The organism is Peribacillus sp. NPDC101481 (assembly GCF_044767165.1).
In the GTDB taxonomy this organism is placed as follows: domain Bacteria; phylum Bacillota; class Bacilli; order Bacillales; family DSM-1321; genus Peribacillus.
Genome location: NZ_JBIWNJ010000001.1, coordinates 368,160 through 394,537, shown reverse-complemented (window position 1 = coordinate 394,537; position 26,378 = coordinate 368,160). Strand labels below are relative to the sequence as shown.

The window sequence follows — 26,378 nt, the reverse complement described above, 5'->3', positions numbered from 1 at the left end:
AGAAGATAAGATCAGACAAAAAAAGAGCCTTCTGCGAAAGGGGGTGCCTCCTGTGAAAAGCATACAAAGCCGTTTATTGATCATGCTGCTGTTTTTCATCGTTCTGCCCTATTTCCTGTCCGTTTTTTTCATCTACACTTATACAAAAAACAGTGTGGAGCAGCATGAACTTGAAAACAGTCGGGAGCAGCTTCAGAAGAATGCGGATGAACTGGAGCAGTATTTTGACGACATGATTGATTTTCCATATATTCTGTACCGCAACCCTGATCTGTTTCGGATTTTTAATAACGGCTTCGAAGACTCCATTTATTTCAGCCCCATGACCACGGAAAAGAGTCTCGAAACCTTTTATCTAATGAGAAACGAATTCCGGCAGATCCGTTTCTATATTGCTAAAAACAATGAGTCATTTACTGTCTATAATGCAATGATCAGCACACACAGGTATCAGCCGAATTTTCTGAACCAGGACCCGATCAAACAGCTGTATACATCTGACTCACAATATTTGATTGAGCCGCCCCACCCTCTTGAGAATTACAATAATGCAGCCATTGTTCCAAAATCGGACAAAACGATGGTGATGACTTTTCACCACAAGATTATAGACGTTCTTTCTAAAAAGTTTCTTGGGATGATTACAATCGACATTGATTTGGGCGAGTATGCCCGCATTTGCAATAACCTTGTCCAGGGAGACGCTTCTTCTGTTTTGCTTATTGATTCAAAAGATCGCGTCATGTATGCAAATGATCATGCCCTGATTGGAAAACCTCTTCCTACCGATCAAAAGCAACTTCTTGACGGGAATAGAAGCCGGCATGATGACGATATTCTCTTATCAAAGGAGTTATCAGGGTCACTGAACGGCTGGAAATTGATTAAGATCATGTCGAGTCAGGCTTTATATGAAGATGTCAGGAAAACCGCCTATACCAATATCCTGGTCGGCATCGGCGTAGGAATACTGGGTTTGCTGATGATAGGCATTATCTCAAATAGGATTACCCGTCCCATTACGAGGCTGAGCAGCAAAGTCCGCTCCATTGAAGGCGGAAATATGAATGTCCCTTTTGATGATACCAAAAGCGATGAAATTGGCCATTTGGAGTCACACATGAAGGACATGATGAACCGGATCAATTCCCACATTGACCGTGAATATAAGCTTGAAATTGAAAACAGGAAGAACCAGTTCAGGGCGCTAAAATCACAGGTCAATCCTCATTTTCTGTTTAACGCTTTACAATCCATCGGTGCTGTTGCCCTCAGGTCGAATGCACCAAAGGTCTATCAATTGCTGACTTCGCTGTCCAAAATGATGCGCTACTCAATGCAGGCAGATCAATGGGTACGGGTTCGGGATGAAGCTGAGTATACAAAAGCGTACCTCTCCCTTCAAACAGAGCGTTTTGGTGAAAATGTAAGTTACTCGATCAATATCGATGAGTCCATTTTGGACATGACTATTCCAAGTATGATTCTGCAGCCCCTAGCAGAGAATTTCTTTAAACACACGTATGAGGAAGGTTACAGCAACGCTCATTTGTCCATTAACGGGGAAAAACAAGGAAACGATCTGTGCTTTACTGTAGAGAATGATGGTCCGGGTCTGACGGAAGAAGAGCTTCAGAGTCTACGGGAACATATCTATACACCCCCTTACGAAGGGACTTATTCGCATGAACATATAGGCCTGAAGAATATTCGTGACAGGCTGCTTCTAGGGTATGGACCAAGTGCAGAAATGAAAGTAGATTCGAATGACGGAGAGGGGGTTTCCGTCAGTATGAGGATCCCGATAAAGACCGCCCTTGGGAATGATAAAGACTTACTTCAGGAAAGGAGATGAATACGGTGAAAGCACTGATTGTCGATGATGAATTCAATGTGCGGGACGTCATACGCCATTTAGGCCAGTGGGAAACTTACGGTTTCACCAAGCTATTGGAAGCCAAAAATGGCCATGAGGCAAAATCACTGATTGAGGAAGAACGCCCGGAGATTATCTTTACAGACGTGAAAATGCCCGGTATGGGCGGAATCGAACTGATTGAGTGGCTGGATTCCATTTCCTATCCAGGGAAAGTTATTTTCATTACTGGATATAACGATTATTCCTATATGCGTAAAGCCATTCAGCACAGCAGCTTTGATTACCTGCTGAAGCCGATTGAGTATGAGGCTTTCAATCATACACTGGAAAAATCGGTACAGGCCTGGAAGGATGACTTTGAACATGCTGAAGTGCTGGAAGATGTGAAAAAACTGCGGAGAAACCAGTTAGCCACTGCGATATGTCTGGGGGACCGTTCAGATCCAATCAGCCTTGCCGAGTTTCTTCCTGAATCGGAGGGCTATAAGCTGACCCTGCTCTCCTTTTACCAGATGCACAATCCGGATCACTATATCCAAAAGCTTTCAGATGAGCTTACGGACCGCAAATTAGGAAATGCGTTTTCCCTGCAGACGGACCTTAACCTCTGCCTTGTTATCACCATTCGCGATCAATGGCTCTCCGTTGAGGAATGGATCAGCCAGGAGTTCGATATTCCTGTAAGGCTTGTAACTGAAGAGCAGGTCAAAACTTTATCGGATATCAGGACATCGTTTCAGGCTCTGCAGAAAAAGCTCGAGGAACAAAACTTCCGATCCATCCACCGTCTGGATGAAATAGATGCCGCCCGCCGCATGGAAGACATGGTTTCCTATGTTGACATGTATTATATGGAGGATTTGAGTCTTGAAAAGCTGTCGAATGTCTTCTTTTTAAGTCGTGAGCATATCTCAAGAAAGTATAAGCAAGAAACCGGGATGACCCTGTCCAAATACATCACGGAGCTTAGAATCAGCCAGGCAAAATCGTGGCTGAAAGAAAAAGACAAAAGCATTTACTCCATCTCGACCATGCTTGGCTATCAAGATGAAATCTACTTTTCAAAGCTATTTAAAAAGGTCGTCGGCATGACGCCTTTTGAGTTCAGGAACAAGAACGATCAACATGAATCTAAAGGGGTGACATGATGAAAAACAGGTTTTTATCCCTTTTGTTAATCGGAGCCGTCAGCCTGCCTCTTTCTGCATGTCAGGACGAAGCCCCACCAGAAAAAACGGAAAAGACAGAGCGGAAAATCACGCTGGATTTAAGGAATCCGAAAGTGGAAATCTCCACTCAATTTGAAGAAATGACGCGTGCTTATGAACGGGAAAATCCCCACGTCAATATCAGGGTACATACAGTTGGAGGCGCAATGGATGACCTCGCCGACCTAAAAGCCGAAATGGCGACCGGCACTGGTCCGGATATCTTTACCAACAGCGGCTATGAAAATGCCAAGCTGTGGCGGAACTATCTGGAGGATCTCTCAGGGGAGCCCTGGATTAATCAAGCATACAAAGAAGCACTGACGCCGGTCACATTGGACGGGAAAATTTACGGAATGCCGGTTAACCTTGAAGGGTATGGCTTTATCTATAATAAGGATCTATTTAAACAAGCAGGCATTACTGAACAGCCCGCCACTCTTTCTGAACTGACAGCAGCTACCGAAAAGCTGCAGAATGCAGGCATTACTCCCTTTGCAACAGGCTACTATGAAGACTGGAAATTGGGCGACCATCTGATGAATGTTGCTTTTGCCCAGCAAAAGGATACTGATGCTTTTATAAGAAATTTAAATAACGGAACGGAAAAAATCAGTACCAATCAAACATTTAAGGATCTCCTTGCCCTGCTGGATCTCACCATAAAGTACGGAAACGATAATCCACTGTCAACGGACTATACAATGGAAGTGAATCTGTTTACCTCCGAAAAAGCAGCCATCATTCAGCAAGGCAACTGGATTCAGCCGATGATCGATCAAGCTTCGCCTGACATGAACATCGGTTTTATGCCGATTCCGATTAATGACCGACCTTTAAAGGAAGCCCTTGTCGTCAGCGTTCCAAATTATTGGGCCGTAAATAAACAGTCCATTCCTGAAAAGAAAAAAGAAGCCAAGAAGTTTTTAAATTGGATGGTGTTGTCAGAACAAGGAAAACGCTTCATGACGGAAGAATTCAAATTCATTCCTGCGTTTAAGAACATTAAAACTGATGATATAGGGCCGCTCGCAGAAGAAACTCTTCGAAATTACAAAGATGGGAACACCATCCCATCTAACTGGTTTCACTTCCCTGTTGGAATTAGAGAAGAATTCGGAGCCGCGACTCAGCTCTATGTCGGGAAACAGCTGAACCGCAATCAGCTGCTCAATGAATATCAGAAGTCCTGGGAGAGGTTTTCGAAGGAATAGCCTCTTGCCGGGGCTTTTTTTGCCTTCCACAATTGCGATATCAATATACGACTAAATTTCAATCAATATGTGGCATACCTCTCTTTTCAGGAATCGCCTATAATTCTACTGTACTAGCAAACAACGAGGAGGAAGAACTTATGAACTTTAGCAGGCTTGCCAAACAGGCAACAGCAGGAATACTCAGTACTGGCATTCTATTAGGCGGTACTGTTACCCAATCATTTGCAGCTCCAAAGGATCCGGCAGATTACAAAGAAACGTACGATACTTCACAAATCACTCGATCAGCTATGAAAGAGATGATTAATCAGCACGGTGATACTAGATATGCCGTTCCTAAGTTTGACGAATCCACAATTAAAAACATCCCTTCTGCCAAAAAAGTAACAGAATCAGGCGAAACCATTGATTTAGATGTGTGGGATACATGGCCATTGCAAAACGCTGATGGAACTGTTGCAGAGTACAAAGGATATCATATCGTTTTTGGATTAGCAGGCGATCCTAAAAACGCGAGTGATACGTTCATCTACATATTCTACAAAAAAGTGGGCGACGACTCCCTTGATGCTTGGAAGAATGCTGGAAGAGTATTTGATGACAATGATAAAAACGTTCCAAATGATCCTTACCTAAAAGAGCAAGCAGAAGAGTGGTCAGGTTCTGCAACCTTCACTGAGGACGGGGAAGTTCGCTTATTCTATACAAACCGTGAACCGTATATACCTGAGTCAGGAAATTATGGGAAACAAACGTTAACAACCGCTCAAGTAAATGTTTCAGAGCCAGATTCTGAAACATTAAAAGTGGATGGTGTTGAGGATTACAAATCCATCTATGAAGGCAAAGACAGCAAGTACTATCAAACTGTAGATAAATTTGTAGAGGACGGAAATTCCGCTGATAATCATACCTTCAGAGACCCTCACTATGTAGAAGACAACGGCCGCAAATACCTTGTATTTGAAGCAAATACGGGTACAGAATATGGCTACCAAGGCGAAGAATCGCTATACAATAGAGCTTATTATGGCAACAGCAATAAATTCTTCCAGAGTGAAAAAAACAAACTTATGCAAAGCCCTAAAAAAGAGTTAGCTGAACTTGCAAACGGTGCAATTGGAATTATTGAAGTAAACGACGATTATACATTGAAAAAAGAAATGAAGCCATTGATTGTTTCAAATACGGTCACAGATGAAATCGAACGTCCAAACATCTTTAAAAAGGACGGCAAGTGGTATTTATTCACAAGTTCAAGAGGGTCAAAAATGACCATTGATGGAATCGATAATCAAGATATTTACATGTTAGGTTACACGTCAAATTCCTTAACTGGCCCATATAAACCATTAAATAAAACGGGCATCGTCCTGCATCAGGATCTAAATCCATATGACATCACTTGGAATTATGCACACTATGCAATCCCGCAGGCAGGCAGTGATAATGTTGTAGTGACTAGCTACATGACAAACAGAGGTTATTTTGAAGACAATAAATCTACCTTTGCCCCAAGCTTCCAGCTTAACATTAAAGGGAATAAAACATCGGTAGTAAAAGACAGTATTCTTGAACAAGGCCAGATTACGGTTAAGTAGTTACCAGTGAAAAGAAAAAGAAAATGTCAGGAAAACTTGGCATTTTCTTTTTTCTATTTTAAAAGAAAAAAAGTGGTGAGTTTAAGTGAACAAAAAGAAATATAAGATGGTTGGATTATTCGTTCTTGGATTATGGATGGTTATTAGTACAGGAATTTTGATTCATTCATTTTATAAAACAAAAGAAGCTAATCCGCCAAATAAGGTAGAAAAGCACTCATATCGGGCTGCCTATCATTTTACTTCTGCTGATCATTGGAAAAACGATCCACAGAAGCCCGTTTACTATGAAGGAAATTATCATTATTTTTACCTCTATAATGGAGATTACCCGGATGGCAATGGTACAGAATGGCGACATGTTACCTCTAAAGATTTGATTCACTGGAAGGATGAAGGAATTGCCATTCCAAAATATACAAATCAAAATGGGGATCCATGGACAGGGTCAGTCGTTGTAGACAAGGAAAATACAGCTGGGTTCGGGAAAGACGCTTTTGTGGCGATCGCAACACAACCCTCTAAGGATGGCCAGAAACAAGAACAATTTCTATGGTACAGTACGGACAAAGGAAAGACGTTTACCTCTTACAGTGACGAGCCTATTATGAAAAATCCAGGAACGAAGGATTTTAGAGATCCAAAAATCATCTGGGATAACACGAATCAAAAATGGGTCATGACCATGGCCGAAGGATCGAAAATAGGATTTTATGAGTCTGATAACCTGAAAGATTGGCGCTATACGAGCAGTTTTTCCACTAAGAACATTGGAGTTTTAGAGTGCCCTGACCTTTACCAGATCCGCGCTGATGACGGGACAGTAAAGTGGGTGTTGGGCGTCAGTGCAAACGGAAAAGCAGCAGGGAAACCCAACACCTATGCATACTGGACAGGAACGTTTAATGGAACAGAATTTCTTTCAGTTAACAATGAACCGCAATGGCTAGACTACGGTTTCGATTGGTATGGCGGAGTAACGTTTGAAGATGGCAAGGCCAGTGACAAATTAGACAAACGCTATGCCCTCGCTTGGATGAATAACTGGGCCTACGCCGACAATACGCCGACATTAAAAGAAGGGTTTAACGGAATGGATTCGATTGTCCGTCAAATTGAACTAAAGCGTGAAGGCGAGAACAAGTATTATCTTTCTTCACAGCCTTCAGAAGCATTAAAAGAATTGACAAGCTCAACGAATTCTTTTGATAAAATCGAAGTGGATGGCTCGGAAACACTTGATGTTAAAGGAGATGCCTATCAAATAGAGGCAGATCTCTCATGGTCGGATTTTAAGAATGCAGGATTTAGGCTCAGGGAGTCAGATGATCAAAAACGCCACGTTGACGTAGGCATTTCTGCAGAAGGAAATTACTCTTATGTCAATCGATTATTCACAGAACAACCTGACGAAACCAATCAGTTCGTTGAAAGTACTGCACCATTTGATGTCAGTAAGAAGAAGGTTCATTTAAAGATTCTCGTCGATAAAACGAGTATTGAAGTTTTTGTGGATGATGGAAAGGCTGCTTATTCAAACTTAATATTCCCTCATGCTGAAGATAAAGGAATTACTCTCTTCTCCGAGGGCGGCAAAGCGATCTTTAAGAATGTGAAGGTTACACATTTTGATTCGATTAATTGAACCTCATCTTGGCAGATACCTTTCATATGATTACACATACATTCTTTTATAAGAAATGACTCTTTTATTCAGAATCTACATTTTCCGAATAGGTAAAGTACCTACCATTAGTTTATACGATACTGATTATTGATCCACAAAAAAACTCTTTATTTGTTTCGAATAAAATTCTAGTGTTTTTATGAGTCCAGTTCATCTTGAATCATCCTATAAACCTGGTGCCTCACATGCTGGTATTAATATAGGAGTAATCAATTCCTACACAGCTCCTCATCAAATGGTGTAAGCATTTCCTCTGTGGATAGTTATTGGAAGTAAGATATTTAGGAACAAAAAGAATGTAATAGAGAAAGAGGCTTTTGAACAGTTTGGGCAAGCGGCCGTAATATACATGAATTTGAAAATGCCGGAGTATGCAAAACAAGTCGCAAGCCCGCTTAGTAATATCGACAAGATCACTGTAGTGGATACAGGTGACGCGAAAGTGATTGGATATGCTACGGATTTAATGGCATCATTGCAGGAGTCATTAAAGGCATCCTCGGGAATTTTATGTCAAAGACCTGCTTGAGAATTTCTCAGGAAAGCAAAATTTACCGTTTACCACAATCAACCAGGAGAATGTCGAAGCGAATATGAATATGGGAGCAGGCAAGGAAGAATAACAGTGAATAATAAAGTGAAGAAAGGTAAGAGCACATATTTGCTCTTACCTTTTTTTGAATAGTTTGGCTTATAAAAGGCATGATCAGTATATCTAACAAATATGTACGAAAAACTCGGTTTTCATGTAATTCATCATGATATAACTTGGATAACAAGTACAACATCAGTAAAAAAGGGAGCTTGTTTTTAAAACAAACTCCCACTTATAAAAGATTATTGGTGCTTCAAGGTTGTGTTAGTTTTTTTTGCAGGAAATCCTCGGTCGAAATTACATTGGCATACATACCGTTAAGTGCACTGACAAACGAATAATGAACCTGTTCAGCTGGAACGACCTTATCTTGATAAGATAAGTCTCTTGTCGCACATGCATCTTCAATAAGTGTAGTTTCAAAGCCTAGTTCCACTGCAGCTCTGACTGTGGCATCAATACACATATGCGTCATCATACCTACAATCACTAGCTTTGTTACTCCTTTATCTTTTAATCTGCTTTCTAATTCAGTCTGTAAAAAACTGTTAGGGAAATGTTTTATGATAATGCTTTCGTGTTCTAATGGTAGAACAGCTTCATTTAGTTTAACTCCCTCCGTATTCGGAAGAAAGAAGCCTAACCCTGGATCACTTGCGACATGCTGGACATGAAAAATATTATCTTTGTTATTCTGTCTAAACCATTCAAGAACTTTAGCAGCATTAGCCGCTGCTTTTTCAGGGTTGCTTAATTCCATCTTTCCATTTGGAAAATAGTCATTTTGAATATCGACAATGATTAAAGCTGTGCTCATTTTTTCCACCTCTTTAAAAAATTTTAGTACAATATAATGATAAATGATATATTGAAATCTATCGATACTTTGATGAAATACTTTTATATCAATGCATTTCATGGTGAAAGGAGTTTATTATGGAACTTGATAACATTGATTTTCAGATCCTTCGGTTATTATCCGAAAATTCACGTATTCAATGGAAAGACTTAGGTGAACAAATTCATATGACGGGACAAGCAGTAGGAAATCGTATTAAAAAACTTGAGGAAAATGGTGTAATTAAAGCCTATTCTCTAATAGTCGATGAAATGAAATTAGGACTTTCTTATACAGCATTTGTCATTATTTATATGAAAACAGCAAACCATGATTCATTTATACGTTTTATTAATGATAGAAATGAGATAGTTGAAGCTCACCGAGTATCGGGAGAAGGCTGTTACCATTTAAAAATAAAAGTTAACTCTCAAGAACTATTGAATCTTTTTCTTAATAAAATTCTCGATTATGGGAACTATTCTATATATCTATCAATACAAGAGATTAAGCAACATAATCCGTTGACTGCCACAATATAATATATTTTTTTATTCTTAGGAGGATAATGTATCCCAATCGTCTTGAATCGTTCCAAGTAGGGTGCTGGAACAGTAGCTATGGGAATTGTCTTTTTACGTATCGTAGATCCAGAAGGGAAAAGTAAAACGCTAGTTGATTATGCGCTTGCTTATGTTGGTGTTGGAATGGTTGATATCGTAATTGTTAGTTTAGCTCCTGTTTTGATGATGACAGGCCAACATGAATTGTTTACGTTAGTTACCGTAGTAGCAGGATCTGCTATCATATTATTCACAAAATGTCGAGGAATGCGGGTAAAACCAGAAATCCGCCAGCAAAGAGGTGGCAAAGAGATATAGTGTAGACTTAAACAAGGGGAAAGATTGTTAAAGAAGATGGTCAATGAACTTAATCTAACAACATGAAACCACCAAACCAAGGTGGAAGTTTATTAATGTATTGAGGAAATATTGACAAATTACTGTTCTTTTAAGCTGGTTACAGAAACACTCTGTTTTTTATTTGGATAATCAACGGAATGGATTGTAGCTGTTGTAGCTGTTCCATTTTGTTCATCTACGTGCTCAATGTAGATACTTTTCTCATTGTAGGTTACATTAGCCATAATTGGCGAAGAAGCAATTTCTTCTGTTCGTTTAGCCACCTCATTTGGTTTGGAACAGTTATAATATTTGTTCCAATTTCCTTAGATGATACTTGTTTTATTAAAATACTTCCAAGAACCCATACACCCTTACTGAACTAATAGGGGTGCATACTTCAAAAAGGGAGGTTGCTGAGGCAGCCTTTTTCTTATGGAACAGGCTAGCATTCCTGAAGTTCGTTATTTTTCAGCTTTGAAAAAAATAGGGCTCCTCAGTAAGATATGAGTAAGACATCACACTAACCCAAAACCCTAGGAGGAAGCCTAATATGAAGTTTAAAATGCAAGATAAACAAAATCAACTAAACGATAGAATTTCCATTGGGGTGGATATTGCCCAACAATTACATGTGGCTAGGGCAGTGAATTCCCGTGGAATTGTAATCGTAGACCCATTAGCAATTGAAAATAATGAAGATGGATTTGCTGGTTTAATAAAATGGATGGAGGCAGCCATTGTGGGAGTGGAGCCTATAGGCATCGCACACTAAGGTTATTGTATTTCTAACTCTTTGACAGTTTCGCCTTCAATTAACACTGGTTGATAATAGGTTTCGTTTGGTAAATCCTTCTTTCCTTGTAATTTCTTAATGACCCAATCAGCTGCATCATGTCCCATTTGTTCTTGTGGGTGTGTCAATGTCGTTAGTTTGATATTAGCATTTTTCGCAATATAAGAATTGTCCTGGCCAATAATCGATAATTGTTCGGGAATAGAAATATCAAGTTGTCTGCATACATTTGCTACTTCCAACCCTACCTCGTCGTTATAGCAAACAATGGCAGTCAACACCTCTCTATTTTCATTTAGGAACTCTTTCAAGTTTGTGTATAGGTCTAGCTTCGTTTCTGTAGTATACGAAAGCAATTGCTCTGGTTGAAAGCGTAATTTGGCTTCTCCAAGTGCTTTTATATATCCCTTCATTCGATACTTTCCTTGTAAATCATCCATTTTCGAAATGATTCCAATTTGGGTGTGTCCTTTCGAAATCAGTTCTTTTGTTGCGAGGTAGCTTGACTGCACATCATCCAGGCAAAAGAAAGGAACCTCTAATTCTTCATAATAGGCGTTGATCATGATGAATGGAACCTCTTGTTCCTTAAACAATAGGTAGTAAGCGATGTTGGGATTGTATAGATTGCTTTTTGTAGGTTCAATGATCAAACCATCCACGCCAAATGACAACATCATTTCCAAGGCTTTTTTTTCTTGTTCGACATCATTATTTGTACTGGCTAATAGTAACGAATAATTATCTTCATTCAATCTTCTTTCAATTCCGCGGATAATAGAAGGGAAAATGTAATCAGAAATGTAGGTCGTGATAACACCGATCGTTTTATTTTTGGAATTGCCACCAGATGATTGATATTGGTTACTAACATATGTGCCAGATCCTTTTTCACTTCTCAAGAATCCCTCGTTTGATAATTCTAAAATGGACTTTCGTACTGTGTGTCGGCTAACGTTGTACATTTCTTGCATGACGGATTCAGTAGGAATTTGTTCGCCTACACTATATTCACCTGTAAGGATTTTATTTTTTAAATCATCAATGATTACCTGATACTTTGGTTTCATTAAACCTCACTTCTTTCATAGTTGTTTGCATTCTAATTTATGCGCTTAAAATATTTGTGCGGACATATTTTAACATAATTTTGAATGAATTAAAACAAATCATCTTATTTTTTGTATAAAGTTATAAATTCCCCCTATTTACCCTTAGATTTCATGTCGTATAACTTCCTTATTACAAATTGATGACTTTAAGGTGAGGATGGAGTATTTCGTCTTAAAGTTGTAAGTATAAATAATATAAACCGTTGACAAATGTACGTACAAAAAATATAATATGGTTGTTAATACATTTAAGCGCCTCCTTTTATTGAAAGCGCTGACAGAAGGGGGATTAACGTGCAAACGAATATATTAAAAATTAAACAAGCGATTACCGGGGGAGAAACTTCACTTGGAATCGAATTTGGATCCACTCGTATTAAAGCGGTGTTGATTGATAATCAACATGAAACTATCGCATCTGGAAGTTATGAGTGGGAGAACCTATTGGAAGATGGAATTTGGACGTACAACTTAGTGGATATTATCACAGGTCTTCAAACAGCTTATAGTGAAATGAAGCAAGAAGTTGAACGGAATTACGGAATTACCATTCGAAAAATAGGTTCTATTGGATTTTCTGCAATGATGCACGGGTATATGGCTTTTGACAGTACAGGGGAGCTACTGGTTCCGTTTCGAACTTGGCGTAACTCAACAACAGGTGTTGCAGCAAAAGAACTAACTGATCAATTTCAATTTAATATTCCTGAACGATGGAGTATTGCTCACCTTTATCAAGCAATATTAAATGAAGAGAAACATTTGCCTCGCATTGATTGTATTACGACTTTGGCTGGTTACATTCACTGGTTATTGACTGGTAATAAAGCAATTGGCATTGGAGATGCTTCAGGCATGTTCCCAATTGATGAATCAACGCAAGATTACAATGAATCAATGGTCAAGCAGTTTGACGATTTAATTGCGACGAAAGGTTATCCTTGGAAGCTAAAAGAGATTCTTCCTAAAGTCTACATTTCGGGCGAGCAGGCGGGTGAATTAACTGAAATTGGAGCGAAAATCCTGGATAGATCAAGAAATTTACAACCAGGCACTCCAATTTGTCCACCGGAAGGCGATGCGGGGACAGGAATGGTTGCTACGAATAGTGTGAGGAAACGTACCGGAAACATCTCAGTAGGAACTTCCGTTTTTGCGATGATTGTACTAGAGAAAGAACTTTCAAAAGTTTATCCAGAAATTGATCTGGTAACTACACCAAACGGAAGTCTCGTTGGAATGGTTCACGCGAATAACTGTTCAAGTGATCTGAATGCTTGGCTGGGATTGTTCCGTGAATTTTCTGAGGCAATGGGACAAAAGGTTGATATAAATAAATTATTTGAAGTAATGTTGAATAAAGCTTTGGAAGCGGATCCAGATGGTGGCGGTTTGCTTAGCTACGGTTATTTCTCAGGTGAAAATATCACAGGATTAGAAAAAGGGCGACCATTATTTGTTCGCTCGCCTGAGAGTCAATTCAATTTAGCAAACTTTATGCGGACTCACCTTTTTACTGCTTTCGGTGCTTTGAAAATCGGAATGGGTATTTTGACAAAAGAAGAAAATGTTGCAATTGATCGTATTTTGGCTCACGGTGGTTTATTTAAAACCCCTCTTGTTGGACAAAAAATTGTTGCGGCTGCAATGAATACTCCAGTATCAGTTATGTCAACAGCAGGAGAAGGCGGCGCGTGGGGAATGGCGATTCTTGCATCTTACATGATGAATAAAGATCAAAAAGAAAGTTTAGAAGACTTCCTCGACAAAAAAGTATTCGAAGAGGTTGATGGACAAGAAATTTATCCTGATCAAGTAGATGTTAAAGGATTTGAAGCATTTATTGAAAGATACAGGAAGGGTTTAGTGATTGAGCAGGCCGCTGTAGACAATTTGATGTTATGAGTGGAAAACTGGAGGGATTGACGTGTTAGAACAACTGAAAGAAGAGGTATTTCAAGCAAATTTGGACTTGCCTAAATATGGACTTGTGAAATATACATGGGGAAATGCAAGTGCCATTGATCGTGAAAGCGGTTTATTTGTTATCAAACCTAGTGGTGTTGATTACGAAACGATGAAAGCCAGTGATATGGTCGTTGTTGATTTAGATGGCAATGTTGTTGAAGGAGAGTTGAGGCCTTCATCAGATACAGCGACTCACGCAGTACTTTATAAGTATTACCAAGAAATCGGGGGCATTGTACATACTCATTCAACTTGGGCGACAATCTGGGCTCAAGCAGGCCTTGATGTTCCAGCGATGGGGACCACTCATGCAGACACATTTTACGGATCCGTCCCATGTGCCCGCTACCTAACACAAGAGGAGATTGATCGTGGGTACGAAGTGGAGACTGGGAAGTTAATCATCGAAACATTTGAAGAGCGTGGGTTAGACATTTTAGCCGTTCCTGGTGTCTTACTTCATGGTCATGGTCCGTTTACTTGGGGCAAAGATGCAAAATCCGCCGTAATGAATAGTGTGGTGTTGGATGAAGTTTCGAAAATGAATTTATTTACACGGGATTTAAATCATTTTGCAAAAGAATTACCACAAAATATTTTGGATAAACACTATTTACGAAAACATGGAAAATATGCTTATTACGGTCAAAAGTAAGATCAACTCTATTAAATTATCAAACCATTAGAATTAAGAAAAGAGGATTATTATGTTAACAACAGAAAAAAAGGAATTTTGGTTCGTCGTAGGATCACAACATCTATATGGGGAAGAAGCGTTAGCAGAGGTCAAGGCGCATGCACAAACGATAACCGACGCATTAAATGAAAGCGGTATTTTACCTTATCCACTTGTATTGCAAGATTTAGCTGTTAGTGCAGATAGAATCACAAGCATCATGAAAGAAGTCAATTATCGTGACGAAGTTGCCGGTGTCATCACTTGGATGCATACTTTCTCACCTGCAAAAATGTGGATTCGTGGAACAAAACTATTACAAAAACCATTGCTTCATTTAGCTACACAATTCAATGAAAGCATTCCTTGGGCAACGATTGATATGGACTTTATGAACCTGAACCAATCCGCTCATGGTGACCGTGAATATGGTTTTATCAATGCCCGTTTGAAAAAACAAAATAAAGTTGTTGTAGGTTATTGGGAGCGCCCTGAAGTGCAAAAGCAAATTGCACAATGGATGGACGTAGCGGTTGCTTATAACGAAAGCTTCAACATTAAGGTGGCTCGCTTTGGAGACAACATGCGTAACGTTGGAGTAACCGAAGGGGATAAGGTTGAAGCGCAAATCCAATTTGGGTGGACAGTTGACTATTTTGGAATCGGAGACCTTGTTCAATATGTAAATGCGGTTACTGATGAAGAAATTGATGCTTTATTTTCAGAATACGAAGGCCTTTATGAATTTGATTATGGTACAAACAGTAGGGAAGATTGGGAGAAAAGCGTAAAGGTACAGGTAAGCTATGAAATTGCGATTAAACGTTTCCTTGATGATGGTGGTTACACGGCCTTCACAACGAACTTCGAAGATTTATATGGGATGAAACAACTTCCTGGTCTTGCCGTCCAACGTTTGATGGCACAAGGATATGGCTTTGCGGGTGAAGGAGATTGGAAGACTGCAGCACTCGATCGCTTACTGAAAGTGATGAGCCATAACCAATCAACTGGCTTTATGGAAGATTACACATATGAATTAGCTGCTGGACAAGAATCAATCCTTCAATCACATATGCTTGAAGTCGACCCATCTTTAGCAAGTAACAAACCAAAAATTGTCGTATCTCCATTAGGTATAGGTGATCGTGAAGATCCAGCACGTTTAGTATTCGACGGCAAAGCAGGAGACGGTGTCGTTGTTTCCATGGCTGACTTTGGTACAAACTATAAACTTTTGATTAATGAAGTTTCTGCATTTGAGCCAACTGTTCCAGCACCAAACCTTCCAGTGGCCCGTGTACTTTGGGAAGTGAAGCCAAACTTCCAAGATGGAGTGAAAGCTTGGCTTGAGAATGGTGGCGGTCACCATACAGTTGTTTCATTGAACTTAACAACAGACCAAATCATAACCTATGCAAAACTTGTTGGCTTGGAATACGTAGTTATTAAGTAATGTTTCTTCCCTCCAAGGAGGCTCTGCTTCCTTGGAGGGAAGAAATAGGTACTCCAGAGGTTGTAGTCTGGAAATAGTAACCATTAGTATGATCACTTTTTTTGTAAGCGTGTTCGTAGTTTTCCGGAAAAAGATGAAAGCGTTTTAATAGCACAATAACGACACAGAATTCATCCTAATCAATAATTTTTAAGATGATTCTACTAGCATATATTTGTAGATTGAAAACACTATTATTATTTTCTTTAAAGCAATCAATATTTTTAGTAGTGGGATTTTTAAAAAAAAATTTTAAAACCTTGAGGAGGGAATTTTAATGGTTAATGAAAAGAAAATCTCAAGTGGATTCATTTATTTTTTTGGGGCTTTTGGAGGCATTCTCTTCGGTTATGATATCGGCGTTATGACGGGTGCTTTACCTTTTCTGCAACATGATTGGAACCTTCAAAACAACCCTGGTGCCATTGGCTGGATTACCTCTTCGTTGATGTTTGGAGCTATTTTTGGAGGTGCCCTGGCCGGACAACTTTCCGATCGTTTAGGACGGCGCAAAATGATTTTAATATCTTCTATCATTTTTGCTGTTGGCTCCATTTTGGCAGGAATATCCCCTCATAAAGGGCTCCTTTTTATGATTGTTGCCCGGATTTTATTAGGGTTGGCTGTAGGTGCTGCTTCTGCGTTGGTCCCAGCCTATATGTCGGAAATGGCGCCGGCACGTTTACGTGGACGTCTGTCAGGAATTAATCAAACAATGATTGTCTCTGGAATGTTACTTTCGTACATTGTCGCTTATTTATTGAAAGACTTACCAGGAACTATGGCATGGCGGTTGATGCTTAGTTTGGCTGCCGTACCTGCTTTGATCTTATTTATTGGAGTGTCAAGGTTACCCGAATCACCACGTTTTTTAATTAAGAACAATAAAATTGATGAAGCTCGTAAGGTGTTGGGCTTTATTCGCTCTAACAAAGAACAAATTGACTCTGAAATAATACAAATTCAAGAAACTGTTAAAGAGGAAGCAAAGGTAAATCAAAAAGCATCTTGGGGTACACTTTTAAGTAATAAATACCGTTATTTAGTAATTGCTGGTGTGGGTGTTGCTGCGTTTCAACAATTCCAGGGCGCAAACGCAATTTTTTATTATATACCTATGATTGTGGAAAAAGCAACAGGGCATGAAGCCAGCTCAGTATTGATGTGGCCAATTATTCAAGGGGTTATTCTCGTACTAGGTTCATTAATATTCCTTATGATTGCTGATAAATTTAATCGCCGTACTTTATTAACAATAGGCGGAACTATTATGGGACTATCCTTTATTTTGCCGGCAATATTGAATATATTAATTCCTAATGCAAATCCGATGATGATGGTTGTTTTTTTAAGTATCTATGTAGCACTTTATTCATTCACGTGGGCTCCTTTAACCTGGGTCATAGTTGGAGAAATTTTCCCGCTGGTAATTCGCGGGCGTGCATCAGGAATAGCTTCATCATTTAACTGGATTGGTTCTTTCTTGGTTGGATTGCTATTTCCAATCATGACCGCTTCGATGTCTCAAGAAGCTGTTTTTGCAATCTTTGGTGCTATTTGTTTACTTGGTGTTTTATTTATCCGGACATGCGTTCCTGAAACTCGAGGTCATACTTTGGAGGAAATTGAAAAAATTGGAGAAAGCAAACAAGCTAAGGGAAAAAGTGCTTAAATTAGACCTATGAGATTTGGAGCAGAATTCAAAGAAGCTATTCGCAAATAGGATAGTTAAGCATGCATTTTAAATCAGGGGGTCATAAGGGAAAATACTTCTGTTATTATGATCTACACACACATCATGAACATGTTGATTTACTCATATGATTCCCTTATCTTAAGGCCGAAGTTGCTACTTCGGCTTTTCACCATTAAAATGTTTGCTGAACTTTTTGTGCAATTCATGGTGTTTTAGCTTTTATTTATATGAAGGAATTTAATAGGGAAGGAGCCGGAAAAATGAAAACATCACAAAGCTCGTTTGGAAATGAAGTCTTGCTGTTTACAATAGAAAATGAACATGGAGTAAGAATGGAAGTTACAAACTTTGGTGCAAGAATCGTCAATCTGTTCGTCCTAACGGAAACGGGTCGTAATAATATCGTATTGGGATTTGACTCGATTGAGGATTACAAAAAAGAAACATATTATGGAGCAACAATAGGAAGAGTCGCTGGAAGAATAAAAAATGGCCAATTTTCGATTGGTGAATCACGTTACCAAACATCTGTAAATCAATTAGGGAATACCTTACACGGTGGCAGCCCTGGATTCGATGAAAAAATCTGGGATTATGAAGTGAAGGAGAACGATGAAAGTGCATCAATCATCTTTTCAACCCACTCACCTGATGGCGAGAATGGTTTTCCGGGGAATTTGAAAGTAAGTGTGACTTACACATTAGACAACTTAAATATTTGGTCAGTCAGCTATCAAGCAACTAGTGATAAAGACACAATTTTTAATCCGACCAATCACGTCTATTTTAACTTAACAGGGCATCCCAGCAATCCAATCGATGATCATTTCTTACAAATGTTTTCTGAAGAATTTGCACCAGTAAATGACGATACCACGGTTACTGGGGAAAAGCGAAGCACAATTGGCACGCCTTATGATTTTCGAACCCCAAAGAAATTAAAATCAACCTTTGAAGCAATTGACGCAGAAGTTAAAAAGGTTCAAGGAATCGATCATCCATTTTTCCTAACGTGCTCAGGACTTCATCAAACTGCAGCAAAATTAATTAGTCCTGACCAGAAAATATCAGTCGAGGTATACACAGAAGAGCCTGCGGTTGTAATTTACACTGCAAACTTTGTGGAAGGTGTGCCACTCATGCACGGAGAAAAATTAATTCAACACGGCGGGATAACGTTTGAAACCCAAGCTGCACCAGGAGCAATTGAATTTGAGGATTTTGGAGATATTCTTCTTTTAGCAGGCGAAAATTATACTTCCCAAACAAAATACAAAATTGAGGTCAGGACCCGACTCAGCTGAAGTTTCCAGTTAGTGTGTTAAAGTGTCGGATAGGTGGATTTGGTTTCGATATTTTCACATCGATTCGGCTGCTAGTTAGGGTCGGCATCCGGTGCCTGTCAGAGCGTTCGAGCATAGGTTGTTACATATATAGGGTGGGATTCCCGCCGAATAAGAGTTAACCACTCACTCGAACTGAGTTTTGGAGGAGAGAGGATAACTTATATCTAAGCGTAAACACTTGGATGGTGGGTCGCAAACTATGGTTAAAGGAAAGCCACCATTTAAACAGCGCCTATTAAATACGTAGCACCTCCTGGTACGATACTTGTATCAATAAAAGGAGGTGCTTATCCTATGCCGCAACAAAAATTAACGATTGTCCCCGTTACATTATATGAAGGAATTTAATAACCGTTGAATCTCCTGTTGCTACTAACTTCCTACCACGATTCGCTGTTACGTTGTGCGTTTTTGTACCCTATTCTTTCCATGGTGAATGCAAAATACAATCACAGAAATTTTTATTTTTAAATTCAGGTCTAAAATATTCAATAATATCTTCCTTCATATTGCCAAAAGTAGTTTCTGGCTTATGCTTAAAGCCCTCATAAAACGCTGGAATAATGACCTTCTTGAAATTGTTACGTGGGAAGGCTTTTATAATTTCTTCACGCAAGTCGTCAGGGAATTGTTCAAATCCATCTCCCATCACATCTAAACCAACACCTGAAAAGAGTAGTGCCACTTCGGACTCTTTATGTTCTGCAACGCCAGGTGTCGTATGTAACGCAATAGCATCCCATACAAGACGAATCGACTCATCTGGAATTTGATACTGCTGTAAAAAGCTTCTCGCTGCATTTGCACCGTCTACTTCAAATCGTAAATCTGGACTGCTGAATTTTTTTGTTAAGCCTAAATCATGGAATAATGCACTAACATATAGCAACTCTAAATCATAATTATGATTCGTTTTTTTTCCGTTGACTGCACCAAATAAAAATACACGATTTGAATGATTCCACAACAAGTCGTCCCCATGCTCGCGTAAAAGATCTGCTGCTTCTTTAGCCAATCGGGAATCTGGAATTTTAATACCTGCTACTTCTTGAAACATAATTGAAAATCCCCTTTACAATTTGATAGTTCTCATTCTCATGAACTTGTATTCATTGTAAAGTGGAATTTATCATTTATCTATTCATTCATTTCTATGATAATAATAGATAAAAACTATAATATAGAACTTTTCAAAGAAGCTATCTCATCTTTTTCTGTATGAAAACGCAGCCTTTCGATTTCACATAGTAATAACTTAATATACTTACGTGCTGCATAATTGATAAAACGATTCTTTTTCATCACGAGATAAACAGATCTAGTCAAAGTTGGTTTTTCAATACGCTGGAAAAATAAATCCTCTGTATCATAAAATTCATATAATGTACGCGAAACAAAACTGCGTCCAACCCCATTTCGAACAAGCTTCAAGATAGATTCAATGCTAGACGTTTCGACAATAGGTTCTATCTGCCTGCCAACCTCAAGACTCGTTTTATCAAGTATTTTTCTGCATTGATGGATATTTGGAAATAAAATAAGAGAACTGTCTAAAACATCGGAAAATGAAACCTTCTGCTCTCCATTACTTTGATTACTAATCAGGTAAAATTCTTCATCATATAACTTCGTCACCATCAACATATCATTCCGATTGAATTCAAAACCAATACCAAAATCAGCTTGATTCTCTAAAACAGCCTTTTCCACTTCATCCGTACTTTGAACAAACACTTTTATGTTCGGATACAATTGGTTAAATTTAATACATAAAGTAGATACCAAATCCGTTATTTCTCCTGGTAACACAGCAATTTTCAATTCCCCGATTTCTACTTTTGTAAGTGCTTTAATTTGAGAAGAAATACTTTGTAAGGAATTTTGAATATTCAATGCTTCTTGTTGTACAATTTCTCCCACCTTAGTAAGTTCAATCTTTTTACCAATACGGTTAAAAAGTGCATAGCCTATATCTTGTTCAAGCATTTTAATTTGATGGCTTAAAGTTGGTTGCGAAATTCCTAATTTTTCAGCTGCTTTTGTAAAATGAAGTTCTTTACTGACCATTAAAAAATATTCTAAATGTCTTAATTCGATACTATTTCAATCCTTTCTAATGAAAATAATTATTGGTTATCTGTATGCTTGCAATTTTTATAATCTAGTTATTAAGTTACTTTATTTTAAGGGATTATTCCATAATTTGGACTGATTGCTGGATAAAATTAAAAAACACCATTAGCTATCTGTTATTTTGGTTCATAATTAACTCACTATGATGTTGGATAACCTGTCGGGCCCGGTATCTTATACAGGCTATATCCGCGGAGAAGGTCCAAAAGGGTCCTCAGCTATGACATGTACAATTATTAATAATTGTACCTTTTAAGATGTCAGTTTACATAATAAAATATCTCATATAATACTAAGATTTTTAAAAATTGGAGATAGCCGCAAATTACAAAGGCCTTATCAAGGAGGAGGTAAATCATGTATATACCTAAACATTTTCACCTCAAGGATGAAGAAATAATTTATGATTTTATCGAAAAGTACAGCTTTGCGACTTTATTTTCTCAACACAATGGAGAACCGTACGCTACCCATCTTCCACTCATATTAAATAAAGGTGAAAGTGCTTTATATGGTCATTTTGCCCTTCCAAACGAACAATGGAAGGATATGGAATACCAACAAGTTATTGCGGTTTTCCAAGGTCCTCACTGTTATATATCTCCGTCTTGGTATGAAACAACGATGGCAGTTCCTACTTGGAATTATGTGTCTATCCATTTATATGGAAATATGGAGATTGTCGAAGATCAAAAAGTCATATTCGATTCTCTAAATGATATGGTAAACAAATATGAAAGTCCAGATAGCCCATACAATTTAAACGATGTAGATTCCAGATTTATCGAAGGAATGAGTAAAGGGATTGTAGCATTTAAAATAAAAATCACAAAAATTGAAGCGAAAGCTAAATTAAGTCAAAATCACCCTTTGGAACGCCAAGAATTAATTATTAAGCATCTAGAAAACACTTCTCAACAAGATAATATACAAGTAGCATCTCTTATGAAGAAAAATCTACAAAATTAAAAGATATCCGACTTTGTCTTATAAAATACTGTGGTAGATTTGTTAAAAAATTAAGCCTAATTTCAGATGGAAATTAGGCTTAAAATTATCCTTCAATTTATCTATTAAGAAACAAGTTTTAGACCTAAAGTAGCATTTAATGTCTTCCTAATAAAAACTAACTATTCCAATATTCGGATTATCCGTATAAAATCATTTCAAATGATGCTCTACCTGCCGCACCAATTCCCGTCCATATTCATAAGCTGTCCCCATAGGAAGTTTGTCCATTGCATAGGATAAAAATGTGAAGCTCGCTTCAAATCCAATAACTAATAATGCTAGAAAGGTTCCTATGAAGATTATTTTTGCAACACCAAACATTCAAATAAAATAGCTACAATTGTTTATTCAAAGAATTATCGAGTTATTCTTTTATCCATGCCTTCTTTAAGAGTTTCACACCCACATCAATTTCATCGTCAGAAAGATTACTGAAACCTAGTTTAACCATTGGTCCGTCGGTGTTATTTTTAATGAAGTAGAGAGACGTAGGATACACAGTAACGCCATGAAAGGAAGCTTGTTGAATTAACCATTCTTCTGAATGCTTCAGATGTACCTTGACTAATACATACAAACCGGATTGTTCACCAATAATTGATATATTTTGAGCGAATTGCTCTTTTAATGCGGATACTAAGTGCTGCATTTTTCTTTTATAAACAAGGCGCATTCGTTTAATATGTCGACTCCATTCTCCCTCTTCCATAAGTTTAGCCATTGTAAGCTGGCTAAGCAGGGAGGTGGTAGCTTCAAAATGAAGAAACTGATTTTTAAAACGATTTAATAATGGCTGTGGCAAGACCATATAACTTAAACGAATTCCTGGAAGAAAGGACTTCGAGAAATTCCCTAAATAAATGACTCTTGCTAAATCAATTGAGGCAAGAGCAGGAAATGGTTTTTGTGTATAGCGAAATTCACTATCATAATCGTCTTCAATAATATATCCACGAATCTTGTTAACCCAATGAATAAGCATTTGCCGTTGTTGAATAGACATGCTTACTCCAATTGGACTTTGATGGGAAGGGGTTACATAGATTAATCGTGATTTCATTTGTTCTAATTGGGAAAGTTCAGCACCTGTTTCATAAACCGGCAAAGTTTCAAGCATAAATCGATGGAATTGAAAAGCTTCCCTAGCACCGTCGTAACCAGGGTCTTCAACTATAATACTCTGGAATTCATCCTTCAGTATATGCCCAAGGTATACAAGCATTTGTTGGGTACTGCTTCCGATAATAATTGCATTTGCATTTGTTTTCACTCCGCGTGATTGGAATAAATATGTGGAGATTTGTTCGCGCAGGCATTCTTCCCCAAATGGTTCCCCGTATCGAAAGCTATCCTGTAATGTTAATACTTGGTTAGCAATTCTCCTCCAAATTTTCAGTGGGAAATGTGTTTGATCAACGGCATCTGCCCTGAAACTAACTACCGGAGGTTTCTTGGACTCAGACTGCTTATTATTATAAGAGATTAATGGCTCCTGAAATATTAGGGGTTCTAACTCATTTGCAAAATAACCTTTTCTGCCCTCTCCACGAATATACCCTTCAGCAACAAGTTGTTCATATGCCAGTAAAGTTGTATTACGGCTTACATGTAAGGAATCTGCAAGTTGACGAATGGAGGGTAATTGCTCATTCGCCAAAATGTCTCCTTGTTCAATATATGATTTGAATTTATCGTAGATTTGTTTGTATTTTGGGGAGTTATCATTAAAAGTAAAAATGGTATTATTCATTTGCATTCCCTCTGACATGTATATTTGTTTATTATTGTACCTTTTTTCATGTCAATTTGTATAATACTATTTTTTTATCGGATATTCATTTTTAAAAACTCAAGTTGAAAGGATGATTAATGTGTACATTCCTAAGCAATATCGTATGAAAAATGAAGAGGCTGTTCAAATTATGAAGTCTAACCCGTTTGCCTTATTGATTACTGTTGATGAACATCGTCCCATGGCTACGCATATTCCTTTGGAAATTCGGGAAGATGGAGGGAAAATCTATGCGACTGGCCACATTGCATACGGAAACATGCAGAAAAAAACTTTAGACAATAATAGTGATGTGTTACTGATTTTTCAAGGGCAGCACGCTTACATTTCATCAAGTTGGTATAAGTGCGAAGAGGTTCCTACATGGGACTATCTAGCTGTACATGCGTATGGATCAGCTCGTGTAATCACTGAAGACGAGCTGATTTCCTCCTTGGATACTATGCTTAATCACTATGAGTCGCATCGAGAAAATGGTCGGACCTGGGAAACGTTTGATCCAGAATTGCTTAAGAGTGAAATGAAAGGAATAGTTGGCTTTGAAATTGAAATCACATCTATTCAAGCTGCAGCCAAAATGAGTCAAAATCGTAATGACACTGATTACAAAGCGATTATTACAGAGCTTGAAAAATCAAATGAACAAGGGGAAATTCAGGTTGCGCAATGGATGCGTGAGCAACGGAAAGGGTTAATTGAATGATTGGCATATTACTAGGGTTTGCTGGTGGCACCCCTAAAAGCAAAAATGGTGTTTATCACTTTTTAAGGGAAAGCAAAGGTAAGTCAAAGCCATTCCTTACAGACAAGAGCTCATTTTAAAACAGTTTGAACAGATTCCTTTTCTAAATGAGCAACAAATTGCCTCCTTGATGAAAGCGAACCTTAAAAAAAGTGTAAACTAGCTTTCACCAATCAAGGAGGAGCCCAATAAAGCGTGTGCAAAAATACAACAAGGAGTTGCTTTTTATGGAGCTTTCAAATATTTGGCTATTTGTAATTACTGCTGCTACATTGTTAATAATACCTGGACCGGCTGTGTTGTATATTATGGCAAGAAGCATTGATCAAGGGAAGAAAGCGGGCATAGTATCAGTTCTGGGTGTATCTCTTGGTGGTTCTGTTCACGTTTTAGCTGGAGCAATAGGAGTTTCGGCAATCCTTATGACATCAGCAACAGCCTTTAATATCGTTAAATACTTAGGTGCTGCATATCTTATCTATCTGGGGTGTAAGACTTTACTTTCTACATCCGATCGAACGACATCAGAAATTCTAAAAGCCCCTCGCAAAAGGTTATTAAAGATATTTTACGAATCAGCGCTCGTAGAAGTAATGAATCCTAAGACAGCACTCTTTTTTTTAGCCTTCTTTCCGCAATTCATATCACCTTCTGCTGGATCAGTCACAATTCAATTTTTGCATTTAGGAATTATATTTATTATCCTAGCTTTTATTAGTGATGGTCTGTATGCAGTTCTTGCAGCAAGTATTAGAAAGCGGATTCTGGGTAGTGAAGTGAATTCTAAGTTGCAGAATCGGATAACTGGTTATTTATATATTGTTCTAGGGGTATTCTCCGCCTTTGCGAGCCCCTCCAAAACATAAGAGTATAGATAACGGTTAATGATATGACTATGAACTCCTATGACTTCTAGAGCATTCGTGAGATAGTTTTTAGTTTATTGAGGGAGTTTTATTTGCATAAGGAACCAGATAGCTATAAAAAAGCAAACTTGCCAAAACTGAGCGAGTTTGCTTTTTTATTTGAAAACGATCTTTCATATGGGTTCGTAATTTCAAAAAAACACATCAAAAATGCACCCTTTATAAATAAGTGACTTTTTTTATTCTACTCATTAAGTCTCCTTTTTTAAAATTTTTCTAAGGAAATAAATCTAAAAGATCTTTAATCTTTATATGTAGAAGAATTACAATTTCTTGACTTAGAGTAAACTCTAAGTATTATCCTTTCTTTATAACACAAGTTAAAAAAGAAGAAATAGACATATCAGTTTTAATGGAGGGGTTATATTGACATATACTATTGGAGAATTTTCTAAAATAGTTGGGCTAAGCGAACATACATTGAGGTTTTATGAAAAAGAAGGGTTAATAAAAGTAAATAGAGACGATAACAATGTCAGAATTTACTCGGATGAAAATAAATTATGGATTGAATCATTGCTCCACCTAAAAAATACAGGGATGTCACTAAAAGACATGAAACGATTTGCCATGTGGGGGCATATGGGGGATAAAACCATAGAAGAAAGATTAGCTCTGCTTAAAAAGCATCGAAAAAAAGTAGTGGAAGAATTGGAGAAAATCCATCAAAGTTTAGAGCATTTGGATAATAAAATACATTTTTATGAAAATGAAGTAGGAGACTGTTTCTCTTAGAAATCAAGCATCTGGTTGGTTTT

General features: G+C 38.1%; 23 protein-coding genes and 2 pseudogenes. 18 read left to right on the top strand and 7 right to left on the bottom strand.

Annotation, left to right across the window (positions count from 1 at the left end):
• Window positions 1-52 precede the first annotated feature (52 nt).
• From ACIROD_RS01825 to ACIROD_RS01800, 6 genes and pseudogenes are all read left to right on the top strand, one after another.
• A complete protein-coding gene (locus ACIROD_RS01825) occupies window positions 53-1,855 on the top strand; it encodes a cache domain-containing sensor histidine kinase (protein WP_402937400.1) in 1,803 nt (600 codons plus the stop codon).
• A 5-nt stretch (window positions 1,856-1,860) separates the two neighbouring features.
• Complete coding sequence (locus ACIROD_RS01820; protein WP_402937398.1) at window positions 1,861-3,027, top strand: response regulator; 1,167 nt, start codon at window positions 1,861-1,863, stop codon at window positions 3,025-3,027.
• A complete protein-coding gene (locus ACIROD_RS01815; RefSeq protein ID WP_402937396.1) occupies window positions 3,027-4,301 on the top strand; it encodes an ABC transporter substrate-binding protein in 1,275 nt (424 codons plus the stop codon). Before ACIROD_RS01820 ends, ACIROD_RS01815 begins: the two co-directional genes overlap by 1 nt.
• A 140-nt stretch (window positions 4,302-4,441) precedes the next feature.
• Window positions 4,442-5,905, top strand: a complete 1,464-nt coding sequence (locus ACIROD_RS01810) for a glycoside hydrolase family 68 protein (RefSeq protein WP_402937394.1) — start codon at window positions 4,442-4,444, stop codon at window positions 5,903-5,905.
• A gap of 106 nt (window positions 5,906-6,011) precedes the next feature.
• Complete coding sequence (locus ACIROD_RS01805; protein WP_402940065.1) at window positions 6,012-7,550, top strand: glycoside hydrolase family 32 protein; 1,539 nt, start codon at window positions 6,012-6,014, stop codon at window positions 7,548-7,550.
• Between the two features lie 352 nt (window positions 7,551-7,902).
• Window positions 7,903-8,215, top strand: a pseudogene (locus tag ACIROD_RS01800) (flotillin family protein); the annotation flags it as partial.
• 225 nt (window positions 8,216-8,440) lie between these two features.
• Here ACIROD_RS01800 and ACIROD_RS01795 read toward each other — a convergent pair.
• Complete coding sequence (locus tag ACIROD_RS01795; protein WP_402937392.1) at window positions 8,441-9,004, bottom strand: cysteine hydrolase family protein; 564 nt, start codon at window positions 9,002-9,004, stop codon at window positions 8,441-8,443.
• Window positions 9,005-9,123: 119 nt separating this feature from the next.
• Here ACIROD_RS01795 and ACIROD_RS01790 point away from each other — a divergent pair, with 119 nt between their 5' ends.
• Both ACIROD_RS01790 and ACIROD_RS01785 read left to right on the top strand, forming a co-directional pair.
• The gene (locus ACIROD_RS01790; RefSeq protein ID WP_101225146.1) at window positions 9,124-9,567 is read left to right on the top strand and encodes an Lrp/AsnC family transcriptional regulator; all 444 of its coding nucleotides are present in this window, start codon (window positions 9,124-9,126) and stop codon (window positions 9,565-9,567) included.
• A 78-nt stretch (window positions 9,568-9,645) separates the two neighbouring features.
• The gene (locus ACIROD_RS01785; RefSeq protein WP_402937389.1) at window positions 9,646-9,906 is read left to right on the top strand and encodes a hypothetical protein; all 261 of its coding nucleotides are present in this window, start codon (window positions 9,646-9,648) and stop codon (window positions 9,904-9,906) included.
• A 119-nt stretch (window positions 9,907-10,025) separates the two neighbouring features.
• Here ACIROD_RS01785 and ACIROD_RS01780 read toward each other — a convergent pair whose 3' ends face one another.
• Window positions 10,026-10,211 carry an H-type small acid-soluble spore protein gene (locus tag ACIROD_RS01780; protein WP_402937387.1) on the bottom strand — a complete coding sequence of 62 codons (186 nt, stop codon included), beginning with the start codon at window positions 10,209-10,211 and terminating at the stop codon, window positions 10,026-10,028.
• 269 nt (window positions 10,212-10,480) lie between these two features.
• Here ACIROD_RS01780 and ACIROD_RS01775 point away from each other — a divergent pair.
• Window positions 10,481-10,690: pseudogene (locus ACIROD_RS01775) on the top strand (IS110 family RNA-guided transposase); the annotation flags it as partial.
• A 14-nt stretch (window positions 10,691-10,704) separates the two neighbouring features.
• Here ACIROD_RS01775 and ACIROD_RS01770 read toward each other — a convergent pair.
• Window positions 10,705-11,793 (bottom strand): GntR family transcriptional regulator, encoded by a 1,089-nt coding sequence (locus ACIROD_RS01770; RefSeq protein WP_402937385.1) that lies wholly within the window; start codon window positions 11,791-11,793, stop codon window positions 10,705-10,707.
• 336 nt (window positions 11,794-12,129) lie between these two features.
• On the opposite strand from ACIROD_RS01770, the gene ACIROD_RS01765 reads away from it, so the two are divergent.
• The 5 genes from ACIROD_RS01765 (at window position 12,130) to ACIROD_RS01745 (ending at window position 18,974) form a co-directional block, all read left to right on the top strand.
• Window positions 12,130-13,740 carry a xylulokinase gene (locus tag ACIROD_RS01765; protein ID WP_402937383.1) on the top strand — a complete coding sequence of 537 codons (1,611 nt, stop codon included), beginning with the start codon at window positions 12,130-12,132 and terminating at the stop codon, window positions 13,738-13,740.
• Window positions 13,741-13,762: 22 nt separating this feature from the next.
• Window positions 13,763-14,458 carry an L-ribulose-5-phosphate 4-epimerase gene (locus ACIROD_RS01760; protein WP_054395601.1) on the top strand — a complete coding sequence of 232 codons (696 nt, stop codon included), beginning with the start codon at window positions 13,763-13,765 and terminating at the stop codon, window positions 14,456-14,458.
• A gap of 52 nt (window positions 14,459-14,510) precedes the next feature.
• Window positions 14,511-15,935, top strand: a complete 1,425-nt coding sequence (araA, locus tag ACIROD_RS01755; RefSeq protein WP_260357834.1) for an L-arabinose isomerase — start codon at window positions 14,511-14,513, stop codon at window positions 15,933-15,935.
• Between the two features lie 316 nt (window positions 15,936-16,251).
• Window positions 16,252-17,646: a sugar porter family MFS transporter gene (locus ACIROD_RS01750; RefSeq protein ID WP_230175785.1), complete on the top strand. Its 1,395-nt coding sequence runs from the start codon at window positions 16,252-16,254 to the stop codon at window positions 17,644-17,646.
• A gap of 284 nt (window positions 17,647-17,930) precedes the next feature.
• Window positions 17,931-18,974: an aldose epimerase family protein gene (locus ACIROD_RS01745; protein ID WP_402937379.1), complete on the top strand. Its 1,044-nt coding sequence runs from the start codon at window positions 17,931-17,933 to the stop codon at window positions 18,972-18,974.
• A 460-nt stretch (window positions 18,975-19,434) separates the two neighbouring features.
• Here ACIROD_RS01745 and ACIROD_RS01740 read toward each other — a convergent pair whose 3' ends face one another.
• Window positions 19,435-20,073, bottom strand: a complete 639-nt coding sequence (locus tag ACIROD_RS01740) for an HD domain-containing protein (protein ID WP_402937377.1) — start codon at window positions 20,071-20,073, stop codon at window positions 19,435-19,437.
• A 116-nt stretch (window positions 20,074-20,189) separates the two neighbouring features.
• Window positions 20,190-21,113, bottom strand: coding sequence for a LysR family transcriptional regulator (locus tag ACIROD_RS01735; protein WP_286141456.1), 924 nt, complete (start codon window positions 21,111-21,113; stop codon window positions 20,190-20,192).
• A 393-nt stretch (window positions 21,114-21,506) separates the two neighbouring features.
• Between ACIROD_RS01735 and ACIROD_RS01730 the strand changes: the two genes are divergently transcribed.
• The gene (locus ACIROD_RS01730) at window positions 21,507-22,118 is read left to right on the top strand and encodes an FMN-binding negative transcriptional regulator (RefSeq protein ID WP_402937375.1); all 612 of its coding nucleotides are present in this window, start codon (window positions 21,507-21,509) and stop codon (window positions 22,116-22,118) included.
• Window positions 22,119-22,310: 192 nt separating this feature from the next.
• On the opposite strand, the gene ACIROD_RS01725 is transcribed toward ACIROD_RS01730, so the two are convergent.
• Together ACIROD_RS01725 and pdxR are read right to left on the bottom strand one after the other, a co-directional pair.
• Window positions 22,311-22,481 (bottom strand): SMR family transporter, encoded by a 171-nt coding sequence (locus ACIROD_RS01725; protein ID WP_402937373.1) that lies wholly within the window; start codon window positions 22,479-22,481, stop codon window positions 22,311-22,313.
• A 43-nt stretch (window positions 22,482-22,524) separates the two neighbouring features.
• Complete coding sequence (gene pdxR, locus ACIROD_RS01720) at window positions 22,525-23,910, bottom strand: MocR-like pyridoxine biosynthesis transcription factor PdxR (RefSeq protein WP_402937372.1); 1,386 nt, start codon at window positions 23,908-23,910, stop codon at window positions 22,525-22,527.
• Window positions 23,911-24,022: 112 nt separating this feature from the next.
• Between pdxR and ACIROD_RS01715 the strand changes: the two genes are divergently transcribed.
• The 3 genes from ACIROD_RS01715 to ACIROD_RS01705 all read left to right on the top strand — a co-directional run bounded on the left by ACIROD_RS01715 (window position 24,023) and on the right by ACIROD_RS01705 (window position 26,355).
• Window positions 24,023-24,655: an FMN-binding negative transcriptional regulator gene (locus ACIROD_RS01715; RefSeq protein ID WP_232783009.1), complete on the top strand. Its 633-nt coding sequence runs from the start codon at window positions 24,023-24,025 to the stop codon at window positions 24,653-24,655.
• A gap of 266 nt (window positions 24,656-24,921) precedes the next feature.
• Window positions 24,922-25,560 (top strand): LysE family translocator, encoded by a 639-nt coding sequence (locus ACIROD_RS01710; protein WP_402937369.1) that lies wholly within the window; start codon window positions 24,922-24,924, stop codon window positions 25,558-25,560.
• A gap of 426 nt (window positions 25,561-25,986) precedes the next feature.
• A complete protein-coding gene (locus ACIROD_RS01705) occupies window positions 25,987-26,355 on the top strand; it encodes a MerR family transcriptional regulator (protein WP_402937367.1) in 369 nt (122 codons plus the stop codon).
• Window positions 26,356-26,378 lie beyond the last annotated feature (23 nt).